The 26,981-nt window shown below is 72.5% G+C and carries 17 protein-coding genes; 2 read left to right on the forward strand and 15 right to left on the reverse strand.

Annotated features, from left to right (window positions below):
- Window positions 1-2: 2 nt before the first annotated feature.
- The 3 genes from pgi to ABD259_RS24400 form a co-directional block, all read right to left on the reverse strand.
- Window positions 3-1,664, reverse strand: coding sequence for a glucose-6-phosphate isomerase (gene pgi, locus ABD259_RS24390; protein ID WP_344106969.1), 1,662 nt, complete (start codon window positions 1,662-1,664; stop codon window positions 3-5).
- 111 nt (window positions 1,665-1,775) lie between these two features.
- Window positions 1,776-3,620 carry an ABC transporter ATP-binding protein gene (locus ABD259_RS24395; protein WP_344106970.1) on the reverse strand — a complete coding sequence of 615 codons (1,845 nt, stop codon included), beginning with the start codon at window positions 3,618-3,620 and terminating at the stop codon, window positions 1,776-1,778.
- A gap of 115 nt (window positions 3,621-3,735) precedes the next feature.
- Window positions 3,736-5,445 (reverse strand): ABC transporter ATP-binding protein, encoded by a 1,710-nt coding sequence (locus ABD259_RS24400; RefSeq protein WP_344106971.1) that lies wholly within the window; start codon window positions 5,443-5,445, stop codon window positions 3,736-3,738.
- Window positions 5,446-6,087: 642 nt separating this feature from the next.
- Here ABD259_RS24400 and ABD259_RS24405 point away from each other — a divergent pair.
- Window positions 6,088-7,155, forward strand: a complete 1,068-nt coding sequence (locus ABD259_RS24405) for a FecCD family ABC transporter permease (RefSeq protein WP_344165515.1) — start codon at window positions 6,088-6,090, stop codon at window positions 7,153-7,155.
- 113 nt (window positions 7,156-7,268) lie between these two features.
- Window positions 7,269-8,291 (forward strand): FecCD family ABC transporter permease, encoded by a 1,023-nt coding sequence (locus ABD259_RS24410; protein ID WP_344165518.1) that lies wholly within the window; start codon window positions 7,269-7,271, stop codon window positions 8,289-8,291.
- An 81-nt stretch (window positions 8,292-8,372) separates the two neighbouring features.
- Here the strand turns inward: ABD259_RS24410 and ABD259_RS24415 are convergent, their stop codons facing one another.
- The 12 genes from ABD259_RS24415 to ABD259_RS24470 all read right to left on the reverse strand — a co-directional run bounded on the left by ABD259_RS24415 (window position 8,373) and on the right by ABD259_RS24470 (window position 26,910).
- Window positions 8,373-9,527 carry a peptidoglycan recognition protein family protein gene (locus tag ABD259_RS24415; protein ID WP_344165521.1) on the reverse strand — a complete coding sequence of 385 codons (1,155 nt, stop codon included), beginning with the start codon at window positions 9,525-9,527 and terminating at the stop codon, window positions 8,373-8,375.
- A 244-nt stretch (window positions 9,528-9,771) separates the two neighbouring features.
- On the reverse strand, window positions 9,772-10,944 hold the full coding sequence (locus ABD259_RS24420; RefSeq protein WP_344165524.1) for a hypothetical protein: 1,173 nt from the start codon (window positions 10,942-10,944) through the stop codon (window positions 9,772-9,774).
- Between the two features lie 391 nt (window positions 10,945-11,335).
- Window positions 11,336-11,752 (reverse strand): hypothetical protein, encoded by a 417-nt coding sequence (locus ABD259_RS24425; RefSeq protein WP_344106976.1) that lies wholly within the window; start codon window positions 11,750-11,752, stop codon window positions 11,336-11,338.
- 193 nt (window positions 11,753-11,945) lie between these two features.
- Window positions 11,946-12,416 carry a cupredoxin domain-containing protein gene (locus tag ABD259_RS24430; protein WP_344165527.1) on the reverse strand — a complete coding sequence of 157 codons (471 nt, stop codon included), beginning with the start codon at window positions 12,414-12,416 and terminating at the stop codon, window positions 11,946-11,948.
- A gap of 265 nt (window positions 12,417-12,681) precedes the next feature.
- Window positions 12,682-13,920, reverse strand: a complete 1,239-nt coding sequence (locus ABD259_RS24435) for an oxygenase MpaB family protein (protein ID WP_344165530.1) — start codon at window positions 13,918-13,920, stop codon at window positions 12,682-12,684.
- A 162-nt stretch (window positions 13,921-14,082) separates the two neighbouring features.
- Window positions 14,083-15,198 carry an HAD-IIIC family phosphatase gene (locus ABD259_RS24440; protein ID WP_344165533.1) on the reverse strand — a complete coding sequence of 372 codons (1,116 nt, stop codon included), beginning with the start codon at window positions 15,196-15,198 and terminating at the stop codon, window positions 14,083-14,085.
- 1 nt (window position 15,199) lies between these two features.
- The gene (locus tag ABD259_RS24445; protein ID WP_344165535.1) at window positions 15,200-16,363 is read right to left on the reverse strand and encodes an acyl-CoA dehydrogenase family protein; all 1,164 of its coding nucleotides are present in this window, start codon (window positions 16,361-16,363) and stop codon (window positions 15,200-15,202) included.
- Between the two features lie 5 nt (window positions 16,364-16,368).
- Complete coding sequence (locus ABD259_RS24450; protein ID WP_344106982.1) at window positions 16,369-16,632, reverse strand: acyl carrier protein; 264 nt, start codon at window positions 16,630-16,632, stop codon at window positions 16,369-16,371.
- A gap of 14 nt (window positions 16,633-16,646) precedes the next feature.
- Window positions 16,647-17,495, reverse strand: coding sequence for a 3-hydroxyacyl-CoA dehydrogenase family protein (locus ABD259_RS24455; protein ID WP_344106983.1), 849 nt, complete (start codon window positions 17,493-17,495; stop codon window positions 16,647-16,649).
- Between the two features lie 70 nt (window positions 17,496-17,565).
- Window positions 17,566-19,758, reverse strand: coding sequence for a beta-ketoacyl synthase N-terminal-like domain-containing protein (locus ABD259_RS24460; RefSeq protein ID WP_344165537.1), 2,193 nt, complete (start codon window positions 19,756-19,758; stop codon window positions 17,566-17,568).
- Window positions 19,759-20,068: 310 nt separating this feature from the next.
- Window positions 20,069-25,162 carry an SDR family oxidoreductase gene (locus tag ABD259_RS24465; protein WP_344165540.1) on the reverse strand — a complete coding sequence of 1,698 codons (5,094 nt, stop codon included), beginning with the start codon at window positions 25,160-25,162 and terminating at the stop codon, window positions 20,069-20,071.
- A 5-nt stretch (window positions 25,163-25,167) separates the two neighbouring features.
- Window positions 25,168-26,910, reverse strand: a complete 1,743-nt coding sequence (locus tag ABD259_RS24470; RefSeq protein ID WP_344165543.1) for a fatty acyl-AMP ligase — start codon at window positions 26,908-26,910, stop codon at window positions 25,168-25,170.
- Window positions 26,911-26,981 lie beyond the last annotated feature (71 nt).

Genomic DNA, 26,981 nt, shown 5'->3' on the forward strand with positions numbered 1-26,981 from the left:
GATCAGCGTCCGCGCAGTTCGCGGTAGCGCGCGACAAGGCCCGCGGTGGAGGCGTCCAGCCCGCTCACCCCGGCGCCCCCGGTCAGCGCAGGTTCGACCCGCTTGGCCAGCACCTTGCCGAGCTCGACCCCCCACTGGTCGAAGCTGTTGATGCCCCACACCGCGCCCTGCACGAAGACTTTGTGCTCATAGAGCGCGATCAGCTGGCCGAGGACCGCGGGGGTCAGCTCAGTGGCCAGGATGGTCGTGGTGGGGCGGTTGCCGTGGAAGGTGCGGTGCGGAACCAGTTCCGCCGCCACCCCCTCGGCCGCGACCTCCTCGGCCGTCTTGCCGAACGCCAGGGCCTGCCCCTGGGCGAACAGGTTGCTCATCAGCAGGTCGTGCTGGGCGGCCAGCTCGGGGCTGAGCTCGGCCGCGGGGCGCGCGAAGCCGATGAGGTCGGCCGGGACCATCTTCGTCCCCTGGTGCAGCAGCTGGTAGTAGGCGTGCTGGCCGTTGGTGCCCGGCGTGCCCCAGACCACCGGGCCCGTCTGCCAGGACACCGGTCGCCCGGCGCGGTCGGTGGCCTTGCCGTTGGACTCCATGTCGAGCTGCTGCAGGTAGGCGGTGAAACGCGACAGGTAGTGGCTGTAGGGGAGCACGGCGTGCGACTGGGCGTCGAAGAAGTCGCCGTACCAGATCCCCAGGAGGCCGAGGAGCACCGGCGCGTTGGCCTCGGCCGGGGCGGTGCGGAAGTGCTCGTCCATCAACCGGAAGCCGTCGAGCATCGCGCGGAAGCGGTCCGGGCCGATCGCGATCATCAGCGACAGCCCGATCGCCGAGTCGTAGGAGTAGCGGCCGCCCACCCAGTCCCAGAACTCGAACATGTTGGCGGTGTCGATGCCGAACTCGGCGACCTTCTCCGCGTTCGTGGACACCGCCACGAAATGCTTGGCCACCGCGGAGGCGTCACCGCCGAGGGCGTCGAGCAGCCACGTGCGCGCGGAGGTGGCGTTCGTGATGGTCTCGATGGTGGTGAACGTCTTGGACGCGATGATGAACAGCGTCTGCTCGGGGTCGGCATCGCGCAGCGCTTCGTGCAGGTCGGAGCCGTCGACGTTGGAGACGAACCGGACGTCGATCTCCCGCGCGGTGAACGGGAGCAGCGCCTCATAGGCCATGGCCGGACCAAGATCGGACCCGCCGATACCGATGTTGATGACGCGCGTGATGCGCTTGCCGGTGTGGCCCCTCCACACACCCGTTCGGACGCGTTCGGTGAAGTCGGACATCCGGTCCAACACGGCGTGCACGTCCGGGACGACGTTGTGCCCGTCGACCTCGATCACGCTGTCGCGGGGGGCGCGCAGCGCGGTGTGCAGGACGGCGCGGTGCTCGGTGAAGTTGATCTTGTCGCCGCGGAACATCGCGTCGCGCAGCTCGGTCACCCCGGTGGACGTGGCGAGCTCGCGCAGCAGCTGTAGCGTCTCGTCGGTGACGATGTTCTTGGAGTAGTCGAGATAGAGGTCGCCGACGTGCAGGCCGTAGCGTCCGGCCCGGCCGGGGTCGGCGGCGAACAGGTCCCGCAGGTGCGTGTCTCCCAGCTTCTCGCGGTGCTCGGCCAGCGCATTCCACTCCGCACGCTGGTCGAGGCGCGTGCTTTCCGCAGGTGTTGTCTCCGGCATGGCTCCGCTCCTTGTCCTGGGGACGTGAATCAAAATGCCTCCGCCCGGTGTGTACCACACATTGGCCTAGACCAGACTCTGGCGTGTGGAGAAGCGGCCCAGGTCACACGCTTACCCCTCCGTCTCCGTCTTCACATTCCGGCGATTGTCCGCCCAGACGCCCCAGAGCGAGGCATACCGCCCGCCCGCCGCGACAAGCTCGTCGTGGGTCCCGGTCTCCACGACCCGTCCGCCGTCCAACACCACCACCCGGTCGGCGGTGGCCGCCTGGGTGAGGCGGTGGGCCACGATCAGGGCGGTGCGCCCCTCCAACGCGCGAGCGGCCGACTCCTCCAGCTCGCGTGCGCCGGCACTGCCCGCGTCGGCCGTGGCCTCGTCGAGGATCGCGATCGGCGGGTCGGCCAGCACCAGCCGGACCAGCGCCAGCTGCTGGGCCTGCGCCACGGTCAACCGGTGCGCGCCATCGCCGACCACCGTCGACAGGCCGTCGGGCAAGGCATCGACCCAGGTCAGAGCACCAACTCGGGCCAGGGCGTCGCGCAGCTCCCCGTCGGTGGCCCCGGGCCGGGCCAGCCGCAGGTCGTCGCGCAGCGGACCGGCGAAAACGTGTACCTCCTGGCTGATCAGTGCGACGGTGGAGCGGATGGACGCGGGATCGAGCTCGTCGATGCCCACCCCGCCGAGGGCGATCGCCCCCGATGTGGGCCGGTGGATGCCCGCGATCAGCTTGGCCAGGGTGGTCTTGCCCGCCCCGCTGGCCCCGACCAGCGCGACCCGTTCCCCCGCGCCGATGTGCAGGTCCACGTCGTGCAGGATGTCGTGGCCGGGCTTGTAGGCATGGCCCAGCCCCGCCACCTTGACCGAGGCGTCGACCGGAGCGACCGGCCGATGGGCCTGGGCGCCGTCGGGGCCGTGCGACACGGCGGGCCGCGCGCTCGCGGCGCCGTCGGTCTCGCCCGGCAGGTCGGCCACCCCGATGATCCGGGCCAGGCTCGCACCGGCCTTCTGCGCGTCGTCGAGCAGGACGAGGGCCGCGTTGATCGGGTTGAAGAGACTGTGGAAGTACAGGGCCGCCGCGGTCGCCGTGCCGATACTCGCCGAACCGTTGTTGACCAGGAGGAAACCAGCGGCCAGGACGCCACCGAGGCCGACGTACTCGGCCAGGTTCAGCCGGGCGAAGAAGCCGGTCACCAGCCGGATGCCGCGCAGGGACAGGTCGACGGCGCCCCGCGAGCGCTGGGAGACCCGCTCGACGTGGTCGTCGGTGAGCCGGAAGGCCCGCACGGTCCGCGCACCGCCGACGGTGTCGAGAAGCTGCTGCTGTTGGGCGCCGATGGCGACGCGCTGGGCGGCGTAGAGGGGGACGGCACGGCGCAGATACCACCGCACGGTCAGTAGCTGGATGGGGGCGGCCAGGAGAGCGGCCACGAGGAACCGCCAGTCGAGCACGGCGAGCGCCCCGAGGGTCAGCGTGATGGTCAGCAGTGATCGGCCCAGCTCCGGCAGTGCCTCGCGCACCGACTTGGCGACCTCGGCCACATCACTGGTCACGCGCGCCGTCAGGTCACCGGACCCGGCTTGTTCCACCTGTTCGAGGGGCAGGTGCAGCGCCTTTTCGATGAACCGTTCGCGCAGTGTGGCGAGCATGCCCTCGCCCAGCCGAGCCACCAGGGTCAGGCCCACCGCGGTGGCCGCGCCGCGCGCGAGCGCCACAACGGCGAGGAGCACCACCGGCACGGTGATGGCCCCGGCCCCGCCCTTCTCGGCGACGATATCGACGATGTGACCCAGCAGCGGCGCGGTGAGCAGCCCGATGCCGGTGGCACCGACCATCGCCAGGAACGCGCTCACGGCGATGCCGCGGTTGCGTCGGAGCAACCCTCCCACCACCGCGGCGGTCCGCTTCCCGGTGGCGGTGGGCAGCAGCTCCCGTGCCGGATCAGAGGTTGCGGTCATCGGGATTCCCTCGGGGGTCGTCGGTGGGCAGAAGCGGTGGCGGCGGGGCAAGGGCACGCGCGGGGCCACGATGTCGCGCGCCGTGGTGCCCCACGGGTGCTGGCCGCAGCGGGGCTCACGTGAGCACTGCCGAGCGGTAGGTGGGGTCAGTGTGGAGGAGGTCGGCGTGCGTGCCTTGCGCGATCACGGTGCCGCCATCGATGACCACCACGTGGTCGGTCGCCGCGAGCAGGGCCGGGCTGGTCGTGACCAGCAGGGTCGTGCGGCCCCGGCGCACCTCGGCGATCTCGGAGGCGATGCGGGACTCGGTGACCGCGTCGACGGCCGTGGTCGGGTCGTGGACCACCAGTACCGGCGGATCGGCGGCGAGCGCCCGCGCGAGGGCGACACGTTGACGCTGGCCTCCGGAGAGGGAGCGGCCGCGTTCGGTGATCGTCGTCTCGACGCCGTGCGGCAGCGTGCTGGCGACCTCGTCGGCGGCAGCGGCGGTCAGAGCCCGCCCGACGCCCGCGGTCATCGCCGCGCGCGGATCCTTCTCCCTCTCCCCTGCGTCGTCCTTTTCTTCTGCCTCGTGTGTATTCGGGTCCACCGCGCCGGAGACGGCCGCTGTCACGTTCTCCCACAGCGTGCCTTCGAACAGGTCGGCGTCGTGCGCGGCGACCAGGATCGCGGCGCGCACGTCGCTGGGGTGCAGCCCCGACAGCCGCACGCCATCGAGTTCGATCGAGCCCGTCGCCGGGTCGGCGTCGCGTCCCAGGCACTCCAGCAGGGCCGCGGCGGCGGCCGGGTCGGGGGCGACCACACCGGTCAGGCTGCCGGGGGCGACGTCGAGGTCCACGCCGTTCAGCGCGCCGTACGTGACCCCACTCAGCCGCAGGCGGCCGGCGACCTCCTTCGGCAGTCGGCCCTGACCTGCCCCCACCGCCGGGGGAGCCGCCAGCACCGACGCCACCCGCCCGGCCGAGGCACGGCCCTGGGCCAGCATCCCATTCACCCACGAGAAGATCTGGAACGGACCGAGGAGGAACTGCGCCAGACCCACCGCCGCGACCAGATCACCGATGCTGATAGAGCCACCGACCGCCAGGTGGCCGCCGACCAGGGCCACGAGTGCGATGAAGCCCCCGGTGAGAGCGAGCAGCGCTCCGTCGTGCCCCGCCTGGGCGCGCGTGGCGCGCAGCGTGGCGGCCAAGGAGTCGCGGCTCGCTTCGCGATAGCGGGACACCGCCGCGCCCTCCGCTCCGATGCCCTTGAGGACCCGCAGCCCGGACACCAGGTCGGCCGCGGTCCCGGAGGCGTGGGCGGCCCGCTCCTGCTCCACGCCGCTGCGGCGCTCCAGGGGGCGACCGATCACATGCGCGAGCCACAGCAGGGGAGGGGTCCCCAGGAGAACCAGCAGACCCAGCGGGACCGAGATCAGCAGCAGCGCGACGGCGCTGACCAGCAGCCCGGCCACCCCGGCGACGCCGAACGGAATCGCGCCGTTGACCCTGCCGACGCGCTTGGCGTCCTCTGTCGCGATAGTGACCAGCGCACCGGGCAACCGCCCGGCCTCGGCACCGCCCTGGGGGTCGAGAACACGCTCACCCACCTCGATCCGCAGCCGATGCGCCGCCTGCTCCGACGCCCGTTCGGCACCGCGCGCGGCGAACCGGTAGCTGTAGGAGAGCACGGTGAAGAGCGCTGCCAGAATCACCAGCCAGCGGACCAGCGCGGCAACGGATCCCGTCGACACCGCCTCGTCGATCAGGACACCGATGACGACCGGAACCAGCGCCTCACACGCTTGGTGCGAAGCGGCGAGTACCGAGGACCCGATGATCAACCGTCGCTGTCCGGAAACCGCACCCAGTACCACGCGACGCCCCGTCCACCCTGCTCCGGAGCCACCCGCCCCCTCGGCAGGCTCTTCTGCGCGCACCACTCCACTTACCTCCGACGGGTCGCCCGGCACGGTCAGCACTCAGTTAGGTAAGGCTAGTCTAAGGGGGTCCTTCGCGCACTCGGTGAGGCCGCCGCCGCGCCGGGGCCGCGTCAGTGTCCCCTGTGCGCTGGTCCCAACGCGCCGCGGTGTCGTCGCGGCTGGGATCGCAGGTCCGCTGGGCCGTCTTGTCGGCGTTCGCCCGGCCTTTGCCCCGTCTGCTCAGGGGGTGGCGCCCCCAGCCCCGCACCGCCGTCGAGGCCGCTTTTCACGGCCGACCACCGGAAAGAGGCGGGAGCCGGTCGGGTCGCCACGCAGACCCCACTCCGCACTCCGCCTGCCTGGCCGGCGGTCTCCGCCCGTGCACCTGTCTCCGCCTGCCGCCGCCTGGCGGCGCCCGAGTGCTCGGCGGTGCTGGAATTCAGGTGATATTTGGCATTTGTTCGCAACGTTGATCCCCGACCGCGATCTCCGTTAGCATTTCGGTTCGGTTAGCCTTACCTTAGGGAAAATTCGGGACTGAGTCGCCCATGCAGGAGGTCGCCGGTGTCGGTCACCGCTCGCTCGCAGGAGAGGAGCGCCGCCGACCCCGATGATCGGATGGAGCGGCGTTCCCATCATCCGAGAGTGCGTCGTCTCGGTATTCCGGTGGCGCTCGCGGCGTTGGGGTGTGTCGCCCTGCTCAGCATTTGGGTGGGGACCAGCGACATCCCTCTGACCAGGGTCTGGGAGCTGCTATGGCACCCCGATGGCTCCCGCGACGCCGTCATCGTGCACGACTACCGGATCCCCCGGACGATCCTCGGTGCGCTGGTGGGCATCGCCCTTGGGCTCTCCGGCGCGTTGATGCAGGCGCTGACCCGCAACCCGCTGGCCGACCCCGGGATCCTCGGGGTGAGCCTGGGCGCCTCGACGGGGGTGGTCGTGGCGATCGCGTTCGTCGGGGTCTCGGCGGTCACCGGTTACGTGTGGTTCGCCTTCGTCGGTGCCGTGGCGGCGTCCATCGTCGTCTACGCGATCGGGTCGACCGGAGGGCGGGCGGCGACGCCGGACCGGTTAGTGCTGGCCGGGGCGGCGATCACCGCCGTGCTGTACGCCTTCAACAGCGCAATGCTGCTGATCAATCCGCGGGCGTTCGACGAGTTCCGGTTCTGGAACGTCGGTTCGCTCGCCGGCCGCTACCTCGACGTGCTGCTGCCCGTCGCGCCGTTCATCATCATCGGTGCGGTCACCGCCCTGGCCCTCGCACGGCCGCTCAACGCCCTGGCGCTCGGCGACCAGATGGGCCGCGCCCTGGGCGTGCGCATCAGGCGCACCCGCGTGCTCGGTGCCGTCGCGGTCATGCTGCTGTGCGGGGCCGCCACCGCCGCCGCCGGGCCGATCACGTTCGTCGGGTTGGCCGTCCCGCACATTGCCCGGTTGATCGTCGGCCCCGACCAGCGCTGGGTACTGGCCTACTCCCTCCTGCTCGCCCCGATCCTGCTACTCGGATCCGACGTCGTGGGCCGCGTGCTCGGCGCGCCGGGCGAGCTGCAGGTCGGAATCGTCACCGCTTTCATCGGAGCTCCCGTGTTCATCGCCCTGTGCCGTCGCCGCCGGTTGGCCGCCCTGTGACCGCGCCCGAGGGGCAGGCGGCCCAGAGCCGGGCGGTCGGCACGATGCGTCCCCCCACCCGCATCCCGCGCGCTCGCGCCGCGGCGTCCGTGACGCCGATGGGGTACGCCCCGATGCGCAGCCGAAGCGAGAGGGTCGCGCTGCGCGTCCACATCCGGACGGTCGCGGCGTGTGCGGTGCTGGCCGCCGGGCTCCTCGGGATGGCGGTCCTCGCCCTCACCGTCGGCGACTTTCCCCTCAGCCCCTCCGAGGTCGCCGCTGTCCTGGTCGGTCAGGGGAGTCCCGGACACGAGTTCATCGTCTTCACGTTGCGCATGCCGCGCCTGCTCACCGCGCTGTTCGTCGGCGCGGCCCTGGCGGTCAGCGGCGCCATCCTGCAGCGGCTCTCGGGCAACCCCCTGGGCAGCCCGGACATCATCGGCTTCACCAACGGAGCGGCCACCGGCGCCCTCATCGTCATCGTCCTGATCAGCGGGAGCATGCTCCAGATCGCGCTGGGCGCCCTCGTCGGCGGTGTGGTCACCGCCGTGATCATCTACCTGCTGGCGTTCACCCGCGGTGTGCGTGGCAGCCGGTTCATCCTCGTCGGTATCGGCATCGCCGCCATGGCGCTGGCCGCCAACTCCTACCTGATCACGCGGGCCAGTCTGCAGGACGCCCTGTCCGCCCAGGCATGGCTGGTCGGCAGCATCAACAACGTCGGGACCGAGCAGGCGGTCGCGGTCGGCCTGGCACTGGCGGTCCTCCTCCCCGTCGCCGTCTACCACGGCCGCGCCTTGTCCCTGCTCGGCATGGGCGATGACGCGGCCAAGGCACTCGGTGTCGGTGTGGAGCGAAGCAGACTGGTGCTCATCCTGGTGAGTGTGGTGCTGGCCGCGATCGCGACCGCCGCGACCGGGCCGATCCTGTTCGTGGCGCTGGCCGCTCCGCAACTCGCCCAGCGCCTCACCCGGTCACCGGGGCCCGGCCTGATTCCGGCCGCTCTCATGGGCGCTCTGCTGCTGCTGGTGAGCGACTTCGCTGTGCAGCGGCTCTTCAGCACCGCGGCGCTACCGGTCGGCACCGCGACCGGCCTCATCGGCGGGCTCTACCTCATCTGGCTGCTCATCGCCGAGTGGCGGCGGGGCCGGGGCTGACGTCGCGGCGCGGTGGGGTGCCTCCGGGGCTGCTCGCCCCCCGGAGACACCGTGGCGTGCTCGGTGGGCGACCGACGTCCGTCAGACCAGGCCGCGCGCCACGCGCTGGCGGATCGCGGTATCGAAGTGCTCGGCGAAGGTACTGCCGGGGCACTCGGTCGGCAGCCAGTCCCGGTGGCGCGACACGCCCTGCTGGATGGCCTTCTTCCCGTTCACCGGGTTGACGTACGCGATCTCCTCCACCGGGTCCACGCCGGTGATCCAGCACAGGGCGCGCAGCGTGCGCACCAGGCTGTCCTGGGCCCGCTCGGTGGGCATGCGGTCGGTGAAATCTCCGAGCACGCAGATCCCGATGTTGCCGGGGTTGAACTGGTAGACGTGTCCGGCGGTCACCGCCTCCGCCCCGCCGGGCAGCGGGATCGTACGGAAGATCGGCATCGGGTCGCTACCGGACCAGCGCCCCTCGTACACCCCTCCGTCGGGGTCGATGAGCAGGTGGTAGCCGATGTCGCCCCAACCGTTCTCCACCGCGTGGAGGTGGTAGATCGCCCGCACGTTCGCGGCGGCGCCGCCCTCCCCGATCTCCCAGGCGCTGTGGTGCACGGTGATGGCCTGGACCGGGGAGTAGGCGGTAGGCCATTCCTCCTCGCCCTCGTCGTTGAACCGCAGCGACTCGTCGGCGCCCCACCCCGCCCGGGTGAGGTAGGCGACCAGCAGGCCGCCCCTGGGGTCGGTGGCGGTGTCGTCGTAGAGTTCCCCCTCGGGCCTGCCGTCGATGCGCACCCTGCCTCCGTCCTGAAGGTTTATCGCCACACACGCGGCACGGTCCATGCCCTCCGCGCTGATCTCGTATCCGGTGCTTCCAGCGGGGGCCGGGGTGAGGGCCGCCGCGGTGGCCGGCCTGGCGTCGCGCCCGCCCCCGTGGAAGTGCAGCGACCGCCATCCGGTGAGGCCGTCAGGGGCCTCGAAGCGGATCGCGGCGCTGCGCGGCGCGTTCTCGGAGGAACGGACCGCGACGTAGTCGAAGCCGGCCTCCGGCCGCACCATGCGGGGTGGGCTGGTGGTGGCGGTCGACCGCTCGGTCAGTGTCTGGGGAACGCCCTGCCTGTGAGGTGTGCTGCCCGACATCAGGGCGGGTTCGGCCGGGGTGGGCCGAGTAGCGGCCGCTGTGCTGCCGAGCGTCGCCATCGCGAGCCCGGCAGTGGCCCCCGCCGCGAGGAAGTTGCGCCGTCGCACATGGTCTCCATTCCGCGGGTGGTGTCGCCACCCGCCGTGGGGATCGGGTCCGCGGCGCCGAAGGCGCCGCGGACCCGCCTGGATGGATTTCCGGGACATGACCGTACGGCAGTCGGCCCGCGACGGAGACCGGATTGCGGGGCGTGTCCCCGACGATTCGCCAGTGGCGAACCCGCGGGGGCGCGGCGGGACATGATGGGGAGGAACCGGGAATGCCGGCCGCCGCATCGACGGCGCTCTGTTCTCACGCGTCCACGCCGAGGCCCACGTCATCGTCGATCCCGGGGGACGAGGGGGGCGAATCGGACATGGGCATGAGCAGGTCCCGGGACAGTTCCTCGCCGTCGCGGAAGACGATGACCTCGTCGCCGACGATCTCGTAGCGGAAAGGGCCGTTCTCGGCGACGTACCCGTTGTCAGTCGCCTCGGCGGGCACCAGTGTCCCCTGCTCGGGCTCGGCGAAGTACTCCCCGTAGTAGAACAGGCGCCCGCTGTCGGTTCGGCACAGCGTGATCAGTTTGTCCGCGGACATGAACGCCTCGACGAGGGCGCCCTCCTCGGGCTCCGGGAACTGCTGGGTGATGCGGACCGGGCAGTCGGATGCGCTGGGTGCGGACGAGGCGCGCTCGTCAGGGCTAGCCGGGGTGGGCGGCGGTGCCGCGGGCTGGACCGCCCCGGCACCGGAGTTCGCGGGTTCGTCGCCTCCCTGCCCGCAGCTGTACAGGAGAAGCAGCAGCAGGGGCGGCACGAGCAGTCCGAGGAGGCCGGCGGGGGTGAGGTGCCGGCGGGCCCGGTCGAACAGCGGGGGGGCGGTGATCGACGCGCCGTGTTCGTGGCGCCCGCGCCGCAGATCCGCGAGTTCGGGCGCGTCGAAGCCGGAGGGGATGTCGGGGCCCGTCGCGTCCTGCGGATCGGACGCCCTGCCCGCGGAAACGTGGGGGAGGGGGGCGGTGTCTGGCCCCCTGCCGGGGGGTGAGGGCGGGTCATCGCCGGAGGAATCGGCGTCCGCCCCGGAATCTCGGACGTGGCTCGCCGGTGCGTTCGGTGTGGCGAGCAGATCGCCGTCGCGTCCCGACGGGGGATCGCCACTCGCCCCATCACCCGGCGGCTTCGACTGCGTCGATGGGGCACCCTGGGTGCCGTTGAGGGGGTGGCCCTTCGACGGTCGGCGGTTGCCGCAGTACCGGCAGGTGCTGTCCCGCGTGTCGTTGCCGCTGGCACAGACCTGGCAGCGCCACGCGCTGGCGGGCGGCGCCTCCGGTCGCGCCTCCTCCTCTGCCTCCGGTCGCGGGGCGGTGGTCGTGACGGAGTGGGCCGCCGCGCCGTCCTTCCGCAGATCGCCGCAGTTCAAACACGTCCTGCGGTCGAGGTTGTTGTAAAAGTCGCACCGTGGACACCACCACGTGGACTTCGCCATCGCGCCCTCCCTTTCCGCGCCCCTCCGAGAAAAAAGGGGGCGGACGCGTCAGACGCGCAGAACAGCGTTGGTGGGGGACTGTGAGCGGCAGTCCCCGCATATGCGGTCTCACTCGTCCGCCCGAGGCCCTGACGCGCCGGGGTCATCCGCCGGACGGGTGGCCCCGAACGCACGGACGTGCGGGGCGCGGTTCGGCGGAGTCCTCTTTGTGGCGCTGGGCACGGCGGGTTGCATGGCTGTGGGGAGTGCCTTTTCACCCAGCGTCGATCGCCCGGTGCGATCCGGCCACCTCTCCGAGTGACTGCGGCGACCCTATCGAATTGTGGAGAGCGAGTGAAAGAGGCCTCTTCCCGGACAGCCGTGTGAATCGGACGAATGACGGCGCGAGTGTTCAGTCGGTCGGGCGGTGGGTCGAACTCGTCATCCAGGACCATGCCAGAATCCAGGTCACCAGGATGACGAGGAGCATCGCGCCGGGGACGTGGAGCTCCAGAATGCCGTGGCTGCCGAAGTACGCCTGGACGAATCCGGCGGCGAAGGCCGCGACGCTCGCGACGGCGGGCCACAGCGGGCCGTTTCCCGGGCGCCAGTAGAGGACCGCCGCGAGAATCTGGAGACCGCCCGCCGCGTGTACGGCGATGGCTCCGACCCCGTGGACGGGAAGGGCCGAGTGGTCCTCTATGAGGATGCGGCCGGCGGAGGCGAACTCCACCACCAGCAGAGCCGCGTGCAGTAGTACGGTCACGCGCAGACTCCACAGCAATGATGTCGCCGGGGCGGCGGCGGTGGTCAGGCGGGTGTCGGACATAGGGGAAAGCCTCCGTTGTGGTGTCCTTCGCGGCCCGAGGGGCGCCGTGGGAGGGAAGAGGTGGAGTGGGGGTGGAAAACGGAGCGGCGAGAGTAGGGGGCGGGAAACGCGGGGAGGCCGGAGCGGCACCCCCGCTGGCCGTGGTCGGCCCGGCATGCCCGTGCGCGGGGAGCGGGGGAGACCCCCGCGGCCCCTACTCCACGGTGACCTTGACCCACATGCCGGCCTCGCGGTGCCCGGGAATCGAGCAGTAGAAGGTGTATTCGCCCGGCTCCAGCTCGGCCGTGCCGCTGTCCTGCCCGCCCGGTTGGGCCTCCACCACCTTGGTGTCGCCGAGCTCCTCGATCACGAGGTTGTGCTCCGCTTCGCCCACATTGTCGAAGTCGAACTTGATCGTCCCGGCCGGGAGGGTGTCCGGGATGCCCTCGAAGGAGAACTCACTGGCCTTGACGGAGACCGCCTCGACGGGGGTTGGGGCGTCGGCCGTGTCCGTGGCCGTGTCCTCGGCCGGGTTGTTGTCGTTCTCCGCCGTTCCCCGGCCTTCCCCCGTCTCCTGCTGGGTGGCCGCGTTGTCGCCGGCGGCGGGCTCCGACCCCTCGCCGCCGCATGCGGCCACACCGAGCAGGACAGCGAGCGCTGCCGCACTCAGGGCAAGACGGGACATGAAGACCAGCTCCTTCGATATCGAGCGCCGGGTACGCGAATGTTCCTACCGAGAGATCATCGAGCTCTCGGTAAGGATCACGGTTGACATACCCGGCCAGTTCGATCTTGGCGCGAAAATGCATATCGGAACTTTTTCCGAGTCAACTATTCGCCTTTCGGCCAACCGATTGGCGGAGCGCCGTCCGATGCGCGGGCTCACCGGAGCCTGGTCGCGTGCTGTCTCAGCCGGCCCCGGCGCTGGCTCTCCCCGGGACCACCCCGGCCTACCCCCGGTCGGCGTCGGGCGCCACCTCGGCCTGGTACTCGGTCCGCCCCAGCCCCGCGAACTCCTGGCGTCGGTGCGCGACCGTCTCGACCATCGCGAGATCCCGCGAGGCGACGCTGAACTGCTGCCACCGCCGCGCCCGCGCGTTGCCCATCGCGATCACCGGAAGGAACGGCGCCGCGTCCACGCGTTCGATGCCCAGCGCGTCGGCGGTCGCGTCGCCCTGGAAGAGCCGGGTCAGCGCCTCCAGCAGCGTACGCGTGTGCGCCCGCTCCATCCCGAGCGCCCGGCCGACCTGACCGTCGGCCACCGCGTCGAGCAGCGCGGCCACAAGCTGGCGCGCGTTGTCGTCCGGCTCGGCGTTGGTGGCGTCGATGGCCGACAGCAGCGCGTCGGCCGACGCGTGGTCGGTCACCGGCCGGTACCACTCGGGGTCCAAGCCCAGGAGATGGGCGAGGAACGCCCAGTAGCGGTAGAGCTCGGACTCCTCCTCGGCGCTGGTCGCGATCCCCACCTTGCGCAGCGCCGTATACGGAATGACGGTGAAGTCGAGCCACGTGCGGGCCGTGTCCGTCTGGTTGATCGGGATTCCCCAGGTCTCGGTGTCCCAGCCCCGCCGCAGCGCGCTGGCGCGCACGCGGGCGTGCAGCAGCCGTACGTGCACGGTGTCGAGGTACCCCGGGGCGCCGCGCAGCAGCCCGCCGGGCAGGATCGCGTTGGTGCGCCACAGCCCGGTCTCCGCCAGGCGGCGCGCGGCCGTCGCGGTGAGCTTCCCGGTGCCGGTGAGCACCCGCGCGATCCCGGGCGCGCTGTAGGTGTGGACGAGGGAGCCGAGCGCGAACGCGATCGTGCTCCAGAACGGGTCGACCGACAGGCTGGTGGTGTCGCCCCGTCGCAGCATCTCGGCGTCGACCGGGAAGGGCGGGGTCTCGCTTTCGCGCAGCAGCTCCGCGACCGCCGGAGGCGGGGAGTCGAGGCTGTCCAGGCCGTGGCGGAGCCCGGCGTCCAGGGACGCGCGCGCCTCCCGCCCCAGCGTGTCCAGCTCGGCGATCACAGCGTCGGCCACCGGGTCGCCGTGCCGCAGCCCGCGGGCGACCAGGCTGCTGCTGTCCGCGCGCCCGGTCTCCTCGCCCGGCCCGGCCGCCGATGCGGGTCGGTCGCCGGCGGGGTGGCGCTCGCGGGTTCCCTCCGCGGGGACGAATCGGGCGGGGGCGGTCGGCGCGGGCTCGTGCGGCATACGGCGGGTCCTCCGTTGTCGGGAAGCGCGACAGGTGTGGTTGTCGGGGGGTAGGACGTCGATCCGTGATCTTTCCATGTGGCGATCAACGGCCGCACACCGGCCTTCTCCCGCGGGGAGCGCGGGCCGCGGCGGGGGAGGAGGCCGCCGCGGCCCGCCCGGCTACCCGGCGTCCGGCACACCTCGGAAGGTCAGGTGCTCCGGCGGCTCCTGGACGCGTGCGAGGTCCGCCTCCAGGACCGTGCGGTCGCCGTCCCGCGAGACCTCGCGGAATCCGGCGAACTTGTAGGTGACGTACATCTGCCGGTTGCGCCCGGTCTCGGTGAAGTCGGCGCGCAGGCCGACGCCGTTGTCACGCGCCAGGGACATCACGTGGTTGAGCAACACGCTGCCCACCCCCCGCGCCATCACCCGGCACGACATCAGCAGCAGCCGCAACCGCCAGTACCGCTCACCCTTCTCCACCAGTGCGAGGCCGATCTTCCCGTAGGGCCCGAACCGGTCCTCCAGGTCGGCCACCAGCAGCAGGTGGTCGGGCGACGAGCGGAACGCGTCGAGCTCGTCATAGGAGAACGTGTGCCCGGTGGAGTTGAGCTGGTTGGTGCGGACGGTCAGCTCCTCGGCCCGTTGGAGGTCCTCCTCCTGGGCCGTGCTGACGGTGAACGTCATCCGCAGCGAGGCGAGGAACTCCTCGTTGGTGCCGACGAACTCCTGCTCCACCTGCTCCCGCTCGATACCGCTCTGGTACATGCGGCGGCGTAGGCGCGACTCGTCGGTGATGAAGCGCGGCACCAGCTCCGGCCGCTCCAGGGCCTCCGCCAGCTCGGTGACGTCCACGCACATCACCTCCGGGTGGGTGAACTCCACCTCCGCCAGCTCGAACGGCTGGTCGTCGACGAAGGCCATCGCGTCGATGCCGAGGTTGAGCCGCTGGGCGATGGCGGCGATACTCGACGACTTCGGGTTCCAGCCGATCTGCGGGTACAGGAAGTACTCGCTCAGACCGAACGCGGTGAGTTGCTCCATCGCCGCGTCGTGGTCGTTGCGGCTGGCGATCGAGTTGAGGATGCCCCGACCGTCCAGGGTGTGGATCGCCTCGACCACATCGGGGCACGGGGTGACCTGGCCGTCCTCCAGCAGAGTCCCGTCCCAGAGGGTGTTGTCGAGGTCCCACACCACGCACTTCACCCGCCCCTGGCGGGGCGTGTCGGGTGCGTCGGCGCCGCCCGCTCCCGCCGAGGCGGTGCCGACGACCGGTTCGGTTCGGTTGGTGGACATGTCAGCGGTCCTCCGATCCCGTCAGGGAGGGGGCCGCAGCCGCCTGCTGGAACGCCTCTTCGGCGATCGTGAGCTGCTGAATCTGCGAGCTCCCCTCGATGATCTCCATGATCTTGGCGTCCCGGTAGTAGCGGCCCACCGCCGCACCTCCACCGCAGCCGCTGGCCCCGTGGATCTGGACCGCGTCGGCGGCCGCGCTCATGGCCGCCGTCGACGCGAAGTACTTCGCCATCCACGTGGCCATCACGGTCGTGGGGCTGCCCTCGTCCTTGAGGACCCCGGCCCGTCGGCACAGTAGGCGTCCGGCCTCCAGGTTGGTCACCATGTCGCTCAGCATCCGCCGGATCAGCTGGTGCTCCCGCAGCGGTGCCGCGCCCGCCACCCGCCGCGCGGTGTAGTCGGCGCAGGCGTCGACGCACGCCTGGGAGATCCCCACGCATCCGCACGCCACGCTGTAGCGCCCGACGTCGAGAGCGCCGGTGCCCACGAGCGACAGGCCCATCCCTTCCGGGCCGAGCAGCGCGTCCGCGCCCACCTCGCAGTCACGGAACTCCAGCTCGGCGAGCATGCTGCCGCGGGTCCCCATGATGTCGGTCAGCGGCCGGACACACAGCCCCGGCGTGGCGCGGTCGACCAGGAACGCCGACATGCCCGCGGGCGCCTTGGCGAACACCAGGTAGACATCGGCGATCTGCCCGCAGGTGATCCACTTCTTCGCACCGTCGATCAGGAACCCGTTGTCGGTGCGGGCGGCCGTGGTGGTGATCCGCCCGGCGTCGCTGCCGGCATCGGGCTCGGTCAGGCAGAACGCGCCCAGCGTGTCGCCGCTGGCCAGCCCGGAGAGCCGGGCCGCCTTCTGCTCGGCGGTGCCCCAGCGGTGCACGGCGAAGGCCACCATGCTGTGCACGGTGAGCAGGCTGCGCACTGAGGAGCAGGCGCGCCCGACCTCCTCGTGCAGGGCGCCGAACGTCACCCGGTCCATCCCGGGTCCGCCCGCTTCGGCGGGCAGGATGGCGCCGAGGTAGCCCTCCGCGGCCAGGCGCTTGACCAGCTCCGGCGGGATGCGCTGTTCCCGGTCGAACTCCGCGGCGCGCGGGGCGATCTCGCCGTCGGCGAAGGCGCGGAAGCGTTCTCGGGCGCGGGCGGGGGGTGCGAGGGTATCCACGCCCCTCACCCTTTCGCCGCGACGTCGCGGCCCGAGACGCGCTCGACGAGCGCGGCCATGGCGTCCACGGTGCGGAAGCCGTCGAGGGAGAGCTCCTCGTTGGGGATGCTGAGCTGGAACTTGCTCTCGACGAACATCACCAGCTCCATCGCGAACAGGGAGTTGACGAAGCCGAGGCGGAAGATGTCCTCGTCGTCGCGGAGGTCCAGGTCGGGGTAGCGGCCGAGGATGAACTCGCGCAGGGCGGCCTTGATCTGCTCTGTCGTCATCGTTGCTCCCACTCTCAGGTCTGGTAGGTGAAGAAACCCTGGCCCGCCTTGCGGCCGTGCAGGCCGGCGTCGACCATGCGGCGCAGCAGGGGGCACGGGCGGTACTTGCTGTCGCTGAAGTCCTCGTAGAGCACCTGGAGGCTGTGCAGGATGGTGTCCACGCCAATGAGGTCGGCGGTCTGCAGCGGCCCCATGGCGTGCCCGAAGCACCGCTCGAACAGCCGGTCGATCTCCGCGGGTTCGGCGACCTTCTCCTGCACGAGGTAGATCGCCTCGTTGATGGTGGGCATGAGCACCCGGTTGGAGACGAAGCCGGGGGAGTCGCTGACCACGATCGCCTCCTTGCCCATCGTCGACAGCAGCTCCTTGGCGGTGTCGAGCGTGGCGGTGGAGGTGTGGTGGCCCATGATGACCTCGACCGCGGGCTTCAGCGGGACGGGGTTCATGAAGTGCATCCCGATGACCTGGGACGGCCGCGACGTCAGCGCCCCCAGGCGGGTGATGGACGTGCACGAGGTGTTGGCGGCGAAGCACACGTCGTCCCGGCACACCATGTCCAGGACGGGGTAGAGGTCCAACTTCTGCTCCCACTTCTCGGTGATGTTCTCGACCACGAAGTCCACCGGGGCGAGGGCGTCGTACTCGACCGAGTACTCGACCTTCCCGGCGGTGGTCGCCGCGGGCTCCGCGCCGGGCCTGGCCAGCAGGCGGCTGAGCCGCGTGTTGCGCGCCAGCTCGGCGGCGGCCTGGTCCAGGATCTCCTCACTCACATCGACCATGACGACGTCATGACCGCTATGCATGAGGCTCTGGGCCGTGCCGACTCCCATCACTCCGGAGCCGACGATTCCGACCAGCGACATGCGGACACTCCTTTTCTCTGAGGTCACTCGGGTTCTCTCGGTGGGGTGGTGCGCTGCCCGCCCCTCGCGCCTAGTCGATCCAGTGCCGTCGGCGCTGGAAGGGGGAGGTGGGCAGCGGGATCCGGCGACCGGGCCCCTCTGGGTGCAGACCGGCCCAGTCGATGCGGACACCGGCCAGCCAGAGTCGGCCGGCCAGCTCGTACAGGGCGACGCGGGCGCCCTCCGCGCGGCACAGGTCGGGGGAGAAGGCGGGGATGGCGCCGGGCGCCGAAGCGGCGGTGCCGACCTCGACGACGATGTCGTCGGGCTTGACCGCCTCGCATCGGTCGTCGGCGGGCCACGGGCCGCCGACGCGCAGCCACTCCAGCGCGTCGGACACCGTCAGCGTCCCGGCGAGGCACGCGGCCGCGAGGCGCCCGACGCCCGGCCCGGTCACCAGCCGCGGCGTCACGCCGAACGCGGCGAGCGTCCGGCCGAGGGCGTAGTGGGCGACGAACTCGGCGGCTTCCGGCCCGGCGGCGGGCGCGTCGTCTCTCCCCGTCCAGGCGCGCAGGGCCGCCGCGCATTCCTCGGCCGCCGCTGCGTAGGCGGGCTGCGCGGCGCGGAGTTCGGCGGTGAGCTCCGTCGGGGCGGCACCGTGCGCGGGAAAGCGCAGCACGACCTCGCCCTCGGCGTTCGCCCCCGCCTCGGCGGAGGTCCGGCCCGGATCGTGGACACCGAGCGCCGCGGCGGCCTCGGGTATGCCACGGCATACGACGAACCTGCGGTGCGCGAAGGGTGTGCGCCCGGTTTGCAGGGTGTGCGCGACGTCGCGGAGGTCCAGGTCGGGCCGGTGCTCCAGGTGCGCGCGCAGCCGAGCGACGGCCGCGCTCAGCGCTTCGGGCGTCCGCGCCGAGACGGGGAGCAGGTGCGGCGCGCCCGCGTGCGGACGGGGGCGCCCCGGCGGCTCCGGCGCCTCCTGCAGGATGGCGTGGGCGTTGGTACCGCCGATGCCGAAACTGTTCACCGCCGCGCGCCGCGGACTGCCGAACCGGCGCTCCCATGGCGCGGCCGTGGTCTGTATCCGAAACGGGCTGTCCGGCGCGGCCAGGGCCGCGTTGGGTTCGGTGTGCTCGATCGTCGGCAGCAGGGTGCGGTGGTGCAGCATCAGCGCCGTCTTGATCAGGCTGGCGATCCCCGAGGCGTGCTCCAGGTGGCCCATGTTGGGCTTCAGCGCGCCGATGGGGCACGAGCGCGGGGCGTGCGCTGGGGCGTAGACCTGGGCCAGGGCGCTCAGCTCGATGGTGTCGATCACCGTGACGCCCAGCCCGAGCGCCTCGATGTAGTCGATCTCCCCGGCCGCCACACCGGCGTTGGCCAGCGCCTCGGCGGCCACCCGCGCCTTGCCGCCCCGCCCGGGGGCGGCGTACCCGGCACGGGCACCGCCGTCGCAGTTGACGGCGGTGCCCAGGATCGCCGCGTAGATGTGGTCGCCGTCGGCGTGCGCGTCGGCGAGGCGCTTCAGCGCCACCACGCCCAGCCCGTTGCCGATCACCGTCCCCCGCGAATTGGCGTCGAAGCTGCGGCACGACCCGTCGGGGGACTGGGTACCGGCCTCGTCGTACCGGTAACCCGTGGCCTGCGGGGTGTGGATCGCCACGCCGCCGGCCAGGGCCATGTCCGTCTCGTAGCCCAGCAGGCTCTGGCAGGCCAGGTGGAGTGAGGTCAGCGCCGACGAGCTGAACGTCTGCACGGCGATACTGGGGCCGCGCAGGTCGAGCTTGTAGGACACCATCGAGCACAGCGAGTCCCGGTCGTTGCCGACGGCGTAGAGCATTCGCTCGGACTCGCGCCGCAGCTCCGGAGTGCCGGCCCCGCCCCGCTGTCCGCCCAGCCGCGCCAGGTAGGAGGGGAAGCCGCACCCGGCGAACACGCCGACCGGCATGCTCGACCCCTGCGGGTCGTGCCCGGCGTCCTCCATCGCCTCCCACACGCACTCCAGGAACAGCCGGTTCTGCGGGTCCATCGCGGCGGCCTCCTCCGCGGTGAAACCGAAGAACTCGGCGTCGAACTCCTCCACCCCGGCCACGTCGGCGGTCACCGGGACGAATGCGGGGTCCGCCACCGCTTCGGGGGCCAGGGAGCGGCGCTCCTGTTCGGTGAGCGGGCGGATCGACCGCGCTCCGGCGGCCAGGTTGTCCCACAGGGCGCCCACGGAGCCGGAGCCGGGAAACCGCCCGGACAGGCCCACGATCGCCACGGCGGAATCGAGATCGATACTCATGCGCGAACCACCCTTCGCCCGGTCCGGAGCAGGAGAGCGGACGTCACCTGACGGTCGGCGGGGATCGGCGCCACCGCGGCCTCCAGCCCTCCGGGCGCCGCCGCCCCGGGTCCGTCCCCTGCGCGCTGATGAGCGTCGGGCGCTGCGTTGCGGCCGCTCCGTCCTGCGACCGCGAGGGCGCCGGGGCCACGCGCTGGGACCCGACCGTGCCGGTGCGGGCCCTCCGCAGGGGCGGCGTGCCGCGGGCGCCGCTCGGCGGAGTCCTCCGCCACCGCCCGCCGCCGGCCGCTATCGCGGCGTGACACGAGCATCAGGACACCTCCCCCCGGTTGGCGCGGCGCAGGAGGCGCTGGCGGCGCATCCGGCCGCGTTCGGCGTCGGCACCGAGGGGCTCCTCGGTGCCTACACCGTCGGACGGGTCCCCCTCGACGAGGTGGGCGAGACCGCGCACCGTCGGCGCCTCCAGCAGGGCCGCCGCCGACAGCCGCACCCCTGTCTCCTTCTCGATCGCGGCCACGATGGCCAGGCCGACCAGGGAGTTGCCGCCGAGGTCGAGGAACGGGTCGTCGATGCCCACGCGGTCGATGCCGAGGCGGTCCTGCCACAGTGCGGCGATGCGCTCCTCGGCCGGCGTGCGCGGGGCGACATAGGGGGTGCGCAACCGCGGTCGCGGATAGCGCTGCGGCGGGACCGCGCTCTCCCCGGGAAGTTCCGCCAGGCCCGCCCACTGTTCCGCGGCCTCCTCCATGGGCTGCGGGATGACCAGGACCTGGGCGGTGTCGGCCGCGAGGATCCGGGTCAGCAGGTCGTGGCCCTCGTCGAAGGTGATCCCATAGCGCTCGCGCAGCTCCTCGACGGCCGCGAGCGCGTCGGGCCGTTCGGCGAACGCGGCGGCCTGCCAGGTGTCCCAGCGCCACGGCCCCCAGCCGATCGCCACGACCCGGCATCCCGACGGTGCCGCTTGGGCGTAGGCGTCGAGGAACGCGTTGGCCGCGCAGTAGTCGCTCTCGCCCAGGCCGCCGAGGACGGCGGTGGCCGAGGAGTAGAGCGCGATGAAGTCGGGCGGCTGCTCCTGCTCCGCCAGGGCCTCGCCCAGCGCGAGAGTGCCGGCGACCTTGGGCCGCAGCACCCGGTCCATCTGCTCGGTCGTCTTGACCTGGACAAGGCCTTCTCCGGGCACACCGGCGGCGTGGACGACGCCGTGTACCGCTCCGAAGCGCTCGCGGGCGGCGGCGACGATGGAGCGGGCGTGGTCGGGGTCGGCGATGTCGGCGGCCAGCGGCAGCACCTCGGCTCCGGCGGCTTCCAGGTCGAGGACGCCCTGGATCCTGCGGCGGACCTCTGGCGGGGTGTCCTCGGCGGAGAGCAGGTCCGGCCAGTGGTCGCGCGCGGGCAGGGGCGTGCGGGCGACGAGCGTGAGCCGGGCGGCCACCGTGCGCGCCAGGTGCCCCGCCAGGGCGAGCCCCAGCCCGCCGAGCCCCCCGGTGATCAGGTAGCTGCCGCGTTCGCGCCAGACCTCGCCGGGCTCGGCGGCCGGCACCGGTGTGTGCTTCCACCCTCGGATCCACCGGCGGCGGCCCCGGTAGGCGGTGACCTCCGCCGCGTCGGCGAGCGCGACCTCCCGGCCCAGGCGCCGGGCCGAGTCCGGGGTGTCCCACGGGCCGTCCAGATCGAGGTCGACGACCCGGGCGTGGACGCTGGGGTACTCCAGGTCGATGGAGCGGCACACGCCCAGCGCGGTGGCTCGCTCCGGGTGGCGGCCGTCGTCGCCGGTCACCGCCAGCGCGTTGGCCGTCAACGCGACCAGCTCCACCGGCGCTCCGGGCATGGTCCGGCCCAGCGCCTGGGCGAGGAGCACCAGGCTGTGCGGTCCGGCCGCCACCGCGCCGGAGGCACCTGCCCGGCCCGTCCGCCGCTCGCGGAGGGACCAGGCGTGTACGATCCGGCGCACCGGGCCGTGCCGCTCGGCGACCTCGCGCAGCAGATCCGTGTAGGACTCGGCCGCGCTCGGGTCGATGGACAGCGGTGCCGGGGAGGGAACGGCCCCGCTCGCCGCCGCCGTCCCCGGGGTCTCGCCGCCGCGCGGCTGGACCACGACCGGGGTGCCGACACCGGTCGAGGTCAGCCACGCCGCCACGCCGTCGCACACGCCGTCGGGGTCGGCGAACAGGAGCCACACCTCGGGATCTGCCGGGTGCGGCGGGCGGGCAGCGGCGGCCTCCTCCCAGACGGGGGAGTGGCACCAGTCGGCGAGGTCGGGCAGTTTGCCCTCGGGCCGGACCGCGGGGCGGACCGGCCCGCCCCGGGAGCGGTCCGCGCCGTCGACGGGGGTCGGCCAGTACGGGGTGTGCTCGAATGCGTAGGTGGGCAGCGGCACAAGCTGACCGTCCGGGCCCCGGCTGTCCAGACCGACCCCCTCCTCCCACAGCCGCCCGGCGGCGCGCAGCAGTACCTCCGCGTCATCGTCGTGCTGGTCCTCGGGGCGCATCGAGGCCACCGGGGTCGCGCAGCCACGCAGCACCTGCATGGCCAGCCCCGACAGCGTCTGCCCCGGTCCGACCTCCAGCAAGACCGGCGGGTCGCCCTCGCCGACGGTCGCCAGACCGTCGGCGAACCGGACGGTCGAGCGCGTATGGGCGGCCCAGTAGGCCGGGTCGCGTGCCTCGTCATCCGTGATCCAGGCGCCGGTGAGGTTCGCGGCGAACGGAATCCGCGGTGCTGAGCGCGCCACGCCCCGAACCACTCCTTCCAACCGCTCGGCCACGGGAGCCAGCAGGCCGCAGTGGAAGGCGTGGGTGGTCCGCACCCGCTGTCGGGCGACGCCGTGGAGCCCCGCCTCGAACTCGGCGACGTCCGCGGTCGCGCCGCTGACCACCGTCATCGCCGGGCCGTTGACCGCCGCCACCGAAAGGCCGGGTGACAGCATGGCCCGGACCTGCTCCTCGGGCGCCGCCACCGCGACCATGGCGCCCGCGGTGGTCTCCTGGATCAGCCGGGCGCGCTCGGCGACCAGGTGGAGTGCGTCGTGCAGGGAGAACACGCCCGACAGGCAGGCCGCGACATACTCGCCCAGGCTGTAGCCGATCAGCGCCGAGGGGCGCACCCCCTGGCTCATCCACAGCCGGGCCAGCGCGTACTCGGTCACGAACACCACCGGGTGGGCGAGATCGGTGCGGTGCAGCGGGGAGCTCGGGGCGTCGGCCTGAGCGCGGCCCATGAGGGCGCGCAGGTCCCCACCCCCGGGAGGCGCCCCCGCGCCCGCGCTCTCCGGGGAGCCAGCGAAGACCAGGTCGCGGATGTCCCGGCCGAGCGGCGTGCGCAGGATCTCGGCGCACTCGTCCACGGCCGCGCCAAACGCCCCGAAGCGCTCGTAGAGGCCGCGCCCCATGCCGGGGTACTGGTCGCCGACGCCGGGGAACATGAACACCACCGGCGCCGCCGCTCGGGCGCGCACCCCGACACCGGCGCCGACGCCACGTTCCGCCTGGTGAGCCAGGTCGGACAGGGCGGCGCACGCGTCGTCGGTGTCGCGGACGACCAGGGCGCGGCGGTGGTCGAGGGCGCTGCGGCCGGTGCGCAGAGTGTGGGCGACATCGCGGAGGGCGGGGGTGTCGCCGCTCCCCTCGGCGGAGCCCAGGTGGTCGGCGAGCCGGCCCGCCGTCGCGGCGAGCGCCGAGTCCGAGGCCGCCGACAGAGTGAGCAGGTGCGGATGGTGCTGCTCGGCCTCCGACACGGGCGTGGCGTCAGCGCCGGGCGCCTGTTCCAGGACGGCGTGGGCGTTGGTCCCCGACCAGCCGAACGAGCTCACTCCGGCGACGCGCGGGCCGCCGTCATCGGGCAGCGGCGTGCGGCCCTCGGGCAGGACGAGGGTGGCCTCGGCGTCCTTCACCGCCGGGATCGGCCGCTCCAGGTGCAGGTTGCGCGGGGCCTCCCCGTGCTGGAGCACGAGCACGGCCTTGATCAAACCGGCCATGCCCGCCGCGCCGAGCAGGTGGCCGACGTTGGTCTTCACCGCGCCCACCACCAGCGGACGCCGGTCGGCGGGCCGCGGGCCGAACGCCTCGGCCAGACCCTCGATCTCCAGGGAGTCGCCCAGCCGGGTGCCCGAGCCGTGCGCCTCCACGTAGTCGACGTCGCCGGGTGCGGTCGCGGCCGCCGCCAGTGCCGCGCGGATCACCGCTGTCTGGGCCTGCCGGTTCGGCGCGGTGAGCCCGTTGCTGCGGCCGTCCTGGTTGACCGCGGAGCCGCGCACCACCGCCAGCACGCGGTGCCCGTTGGCGCGCGCGGAGCTGAGTCGTTCGAGGACGACGACGCCGCAGCCCTCGCCCATGAGAAACCCGTCGGCCGTCTCGTCGAAGGTCTTGCAGCGTCCGTCGGCGGCGAGCATGCGCATGCGGCACGCCTGGACCATCCCGTCGGGGTGCGCCAGCGCGCTGACGCCCGCGGCCAGGGCGAGGTCGCACTCCCCCTGCCGCAGGGCCTGGGCGGCCAGGTGCAGGCCGACCAGTGAGGAGGAGCACGCGGTGTCCACGCTGAGCGTCGGCCCGCGCAGGTCCAGCAGGTAGGACAGGCGCCCGGCGGCCACACTGGGCGCCGCGCCGATCCCGAAGTTGGGATCGTCCAGGCACGCGCGCCCCTCCCGGTCGAACTGGAGCTGGGAGTACTGGCCGGTGTCCATCGTGCCGAGGAACATTCCGGTGCGGCTGCCGCGCAGCCCGTCCACGGCGATCCCCGCATGCTCCAGCGCCTCCCAGGCGACCTCCAGCACCAGCCGCTGCTGGGGGTCCATGCGCAGCGCCTCACCGGGCGAGATACCGAACAGCCCGGCGTCGAACCCGGCGATGTCGTCGAGGAACCCACCGTGGCGGGTGTAGACGCCGCCGGGACGGTCCGGGTCGGGGTCGTAGTAGGCGCTCGCGTCCCACCGCTCGCGCGGCACCTCTCGGGCCGCGTGGCGGCCGCTGGCCAACAGGTCCCAGTAGCCGTCAAGGCCGTGCGCCCCGCCGGGAAAGCGGCAGCCGACGCCCACCACGCACACCGGGTCGGACCCGTTACCGCCGCTGTCGTCCGGGGCGGCGGTGACCGGACGTGTCGTTGCGGCCGCCGCGGCCGCGCTTGGCGCCGGGGTGGAGTCGCCCTCCGGGGCGGTGAGGTAGGCGACCAGCGCGTCGATCGTGGGGTGTTCGTAGACCAGGGTGGGCGGCAGCGGGCGTCGCAGCCACTCCTCCAGCTCGCCCGAGAGGCTCACGGCGTCGGCCGAGGCCATGCCGTAGCTCTGCCACGTGTCGCGGGGGTCCACATCCCGCGGTTGGATGCCGCTGAGGTCCGCGACCCGCTCGGTCAGCCAGGTCCGGATGCGTGCCGCGTCCGGCGGCGGTGTCCGACCGGTGGTGTCATCGGCCATGGTTGCTAGACCTCCTCCTGGACGCGGTGCTCGGTGGCGGGGGCAGAGTCGAACGTGCCGTCGAGGACGGCGTCGCGGCAGGCGAAACGCTGCACCTTGCCGCTGGAGGTGAGGGGGATGCTGCCGGGCCGCAGCCCCAGGACGCGGCCGAGCTGTACGCCGTGCTCGGCACTGACCGCCTCCCGCACGGTCTTGGTCAGCCGGTCCTCGCTCATCGGGGCCTCGGGGTCGACCTCGATGACCGCGACGATCTCCTCCCGGGTGCCGTCGTCGACGGGGAACACCGCGCACGCGTGCGTCCCCAGCGCCGGATGGCTCTGGCGGATGGTGAGTTCGAGGTCCTGGGCGTAGAGGTTGCGGCCGTCGACGATGAGGACATCCTTGATCCGGCCGGTGATGTAGACCTGCCCGTCGTGGCAGAAGCCGAGGTCGCCGGTGCGCAGATAGGTGCGCTCGGGGCCCTCGGCGAGCCTGGCGCCGAACGTCGCGGCGGTGCGCTCGGGGTCGTTGAAGTAGCCGCCGCCCACGTTGGGGCCGCTGAGCCAGATCTCCGCGACACGGCCGGGCGGGCAGCGGCGGGCGGTGGCGGGGTCGACGATCGCCAGGTCGACTCCGGGGACCGCCTGGCCGCACGCCACCAGGGCGCGGGAGCCCGACGTGCCGGGCGGCACGGGGACGACGTCGTGGCGCGCGAGCGCCTCGGCGTCGCAGACGAGCGTCCGCGCCCCCGTGTCCGCCGGTCCGCCGCTGACCAGCAGGGTGGCCTCGGCCAGGCCGTAGCAGGGGAGGAAGGCGGTACGGCGGAATCCGCACGGCTCGAACGCCTGGGCGAACCGTTCGAGGGTGGTGGGGCGGACGGGCTCGGCGCCGCTCAGCGCCAGGCGAAGGCTGGAGAGGTCGAGGTCGGCGCGCTGGCGTTCGTTGACCCGCCGCGCGCACAGCTCGTAACCGAAGTCGGGGGCGACCGTGCCGGTCGCCGACAGCTTCGAGATCGCCGACAGCCAGGAGGCCGGCCGCTGCATGAACTCCAGCGGCGACATGAGCCAGGCGGGGAAGGCGTCGTAGAGCGGACTCAGCGCACCTGCGACCAGGCCGGTGTCGTGGTGCATGGGCAGCCAGCTGACCAGCGACTGCTCCGAGTCGAGACGGAGCGTGCGGCTGATCTGGTCGAGGTTGTGCAAGGCGGCGGAGTGGGTGATCACCGTGCCCTTGGGCGCGCCGGTCGACCCTGAGGAGAACTGCAGGTAGGCGGTGTCCTCTGGGCGGGGCCGGGGCGGCCGCCAGTCGCCGGGGTCGGCGGTCATCCGGTCGGTGGGCACGGGGGTGATGCCGGTGGCATGCGTGGCGCTGTCCGTGCCGAGGGGGACGGCCAGCCGTGCGAGTCGGCCGCTGGTGGACAGCATCAGGGAGGTCCCGGCCGAGGCAGCGATCGCGGTGATCCGGGCGACCGCCTGGCCGCTCTTGCGCGTGCTGGGCGGAGGGACCGGCGCGGGGATGACTCCGGCGTACAGGCAGCCGTAGAAGGCCGTGACGAAGTCCAGGCCCGGCTCGAAGAGCAGCAGCGCCCGGTCCCCGGGCCGGGCGAGAGGACGCAGCGCGGCCGCGATGGCGCGCGCGGCGGCGTCCAGCCCCTGGTAGGTGAGATCCGCGGTGATATCGCCCTCGGACAGAAAGCCGAAGGCGGTCGTATCGGGGCGCGACTCGGCGCGGTTCCGGCACAGGTCGTACAGCGTCGTTGCAGCGAGCATTGCCGATTCTCCAGGGAAGTGGATAAGCAGGCAGGAGGTGTTCCCCTCATTCGCGTTCCGCCTTCTCTGGA

Source organism: Nocardiopsis rhodophaea, assembly GCF_039530945.1.
Lineage (GTDB): Bacteria > Actinomycetota > Actinomycetes > Streptosporangiales > Streptosporangiaceae > Nocardiopsis_C > Nocardiopsis_C rhodophaea.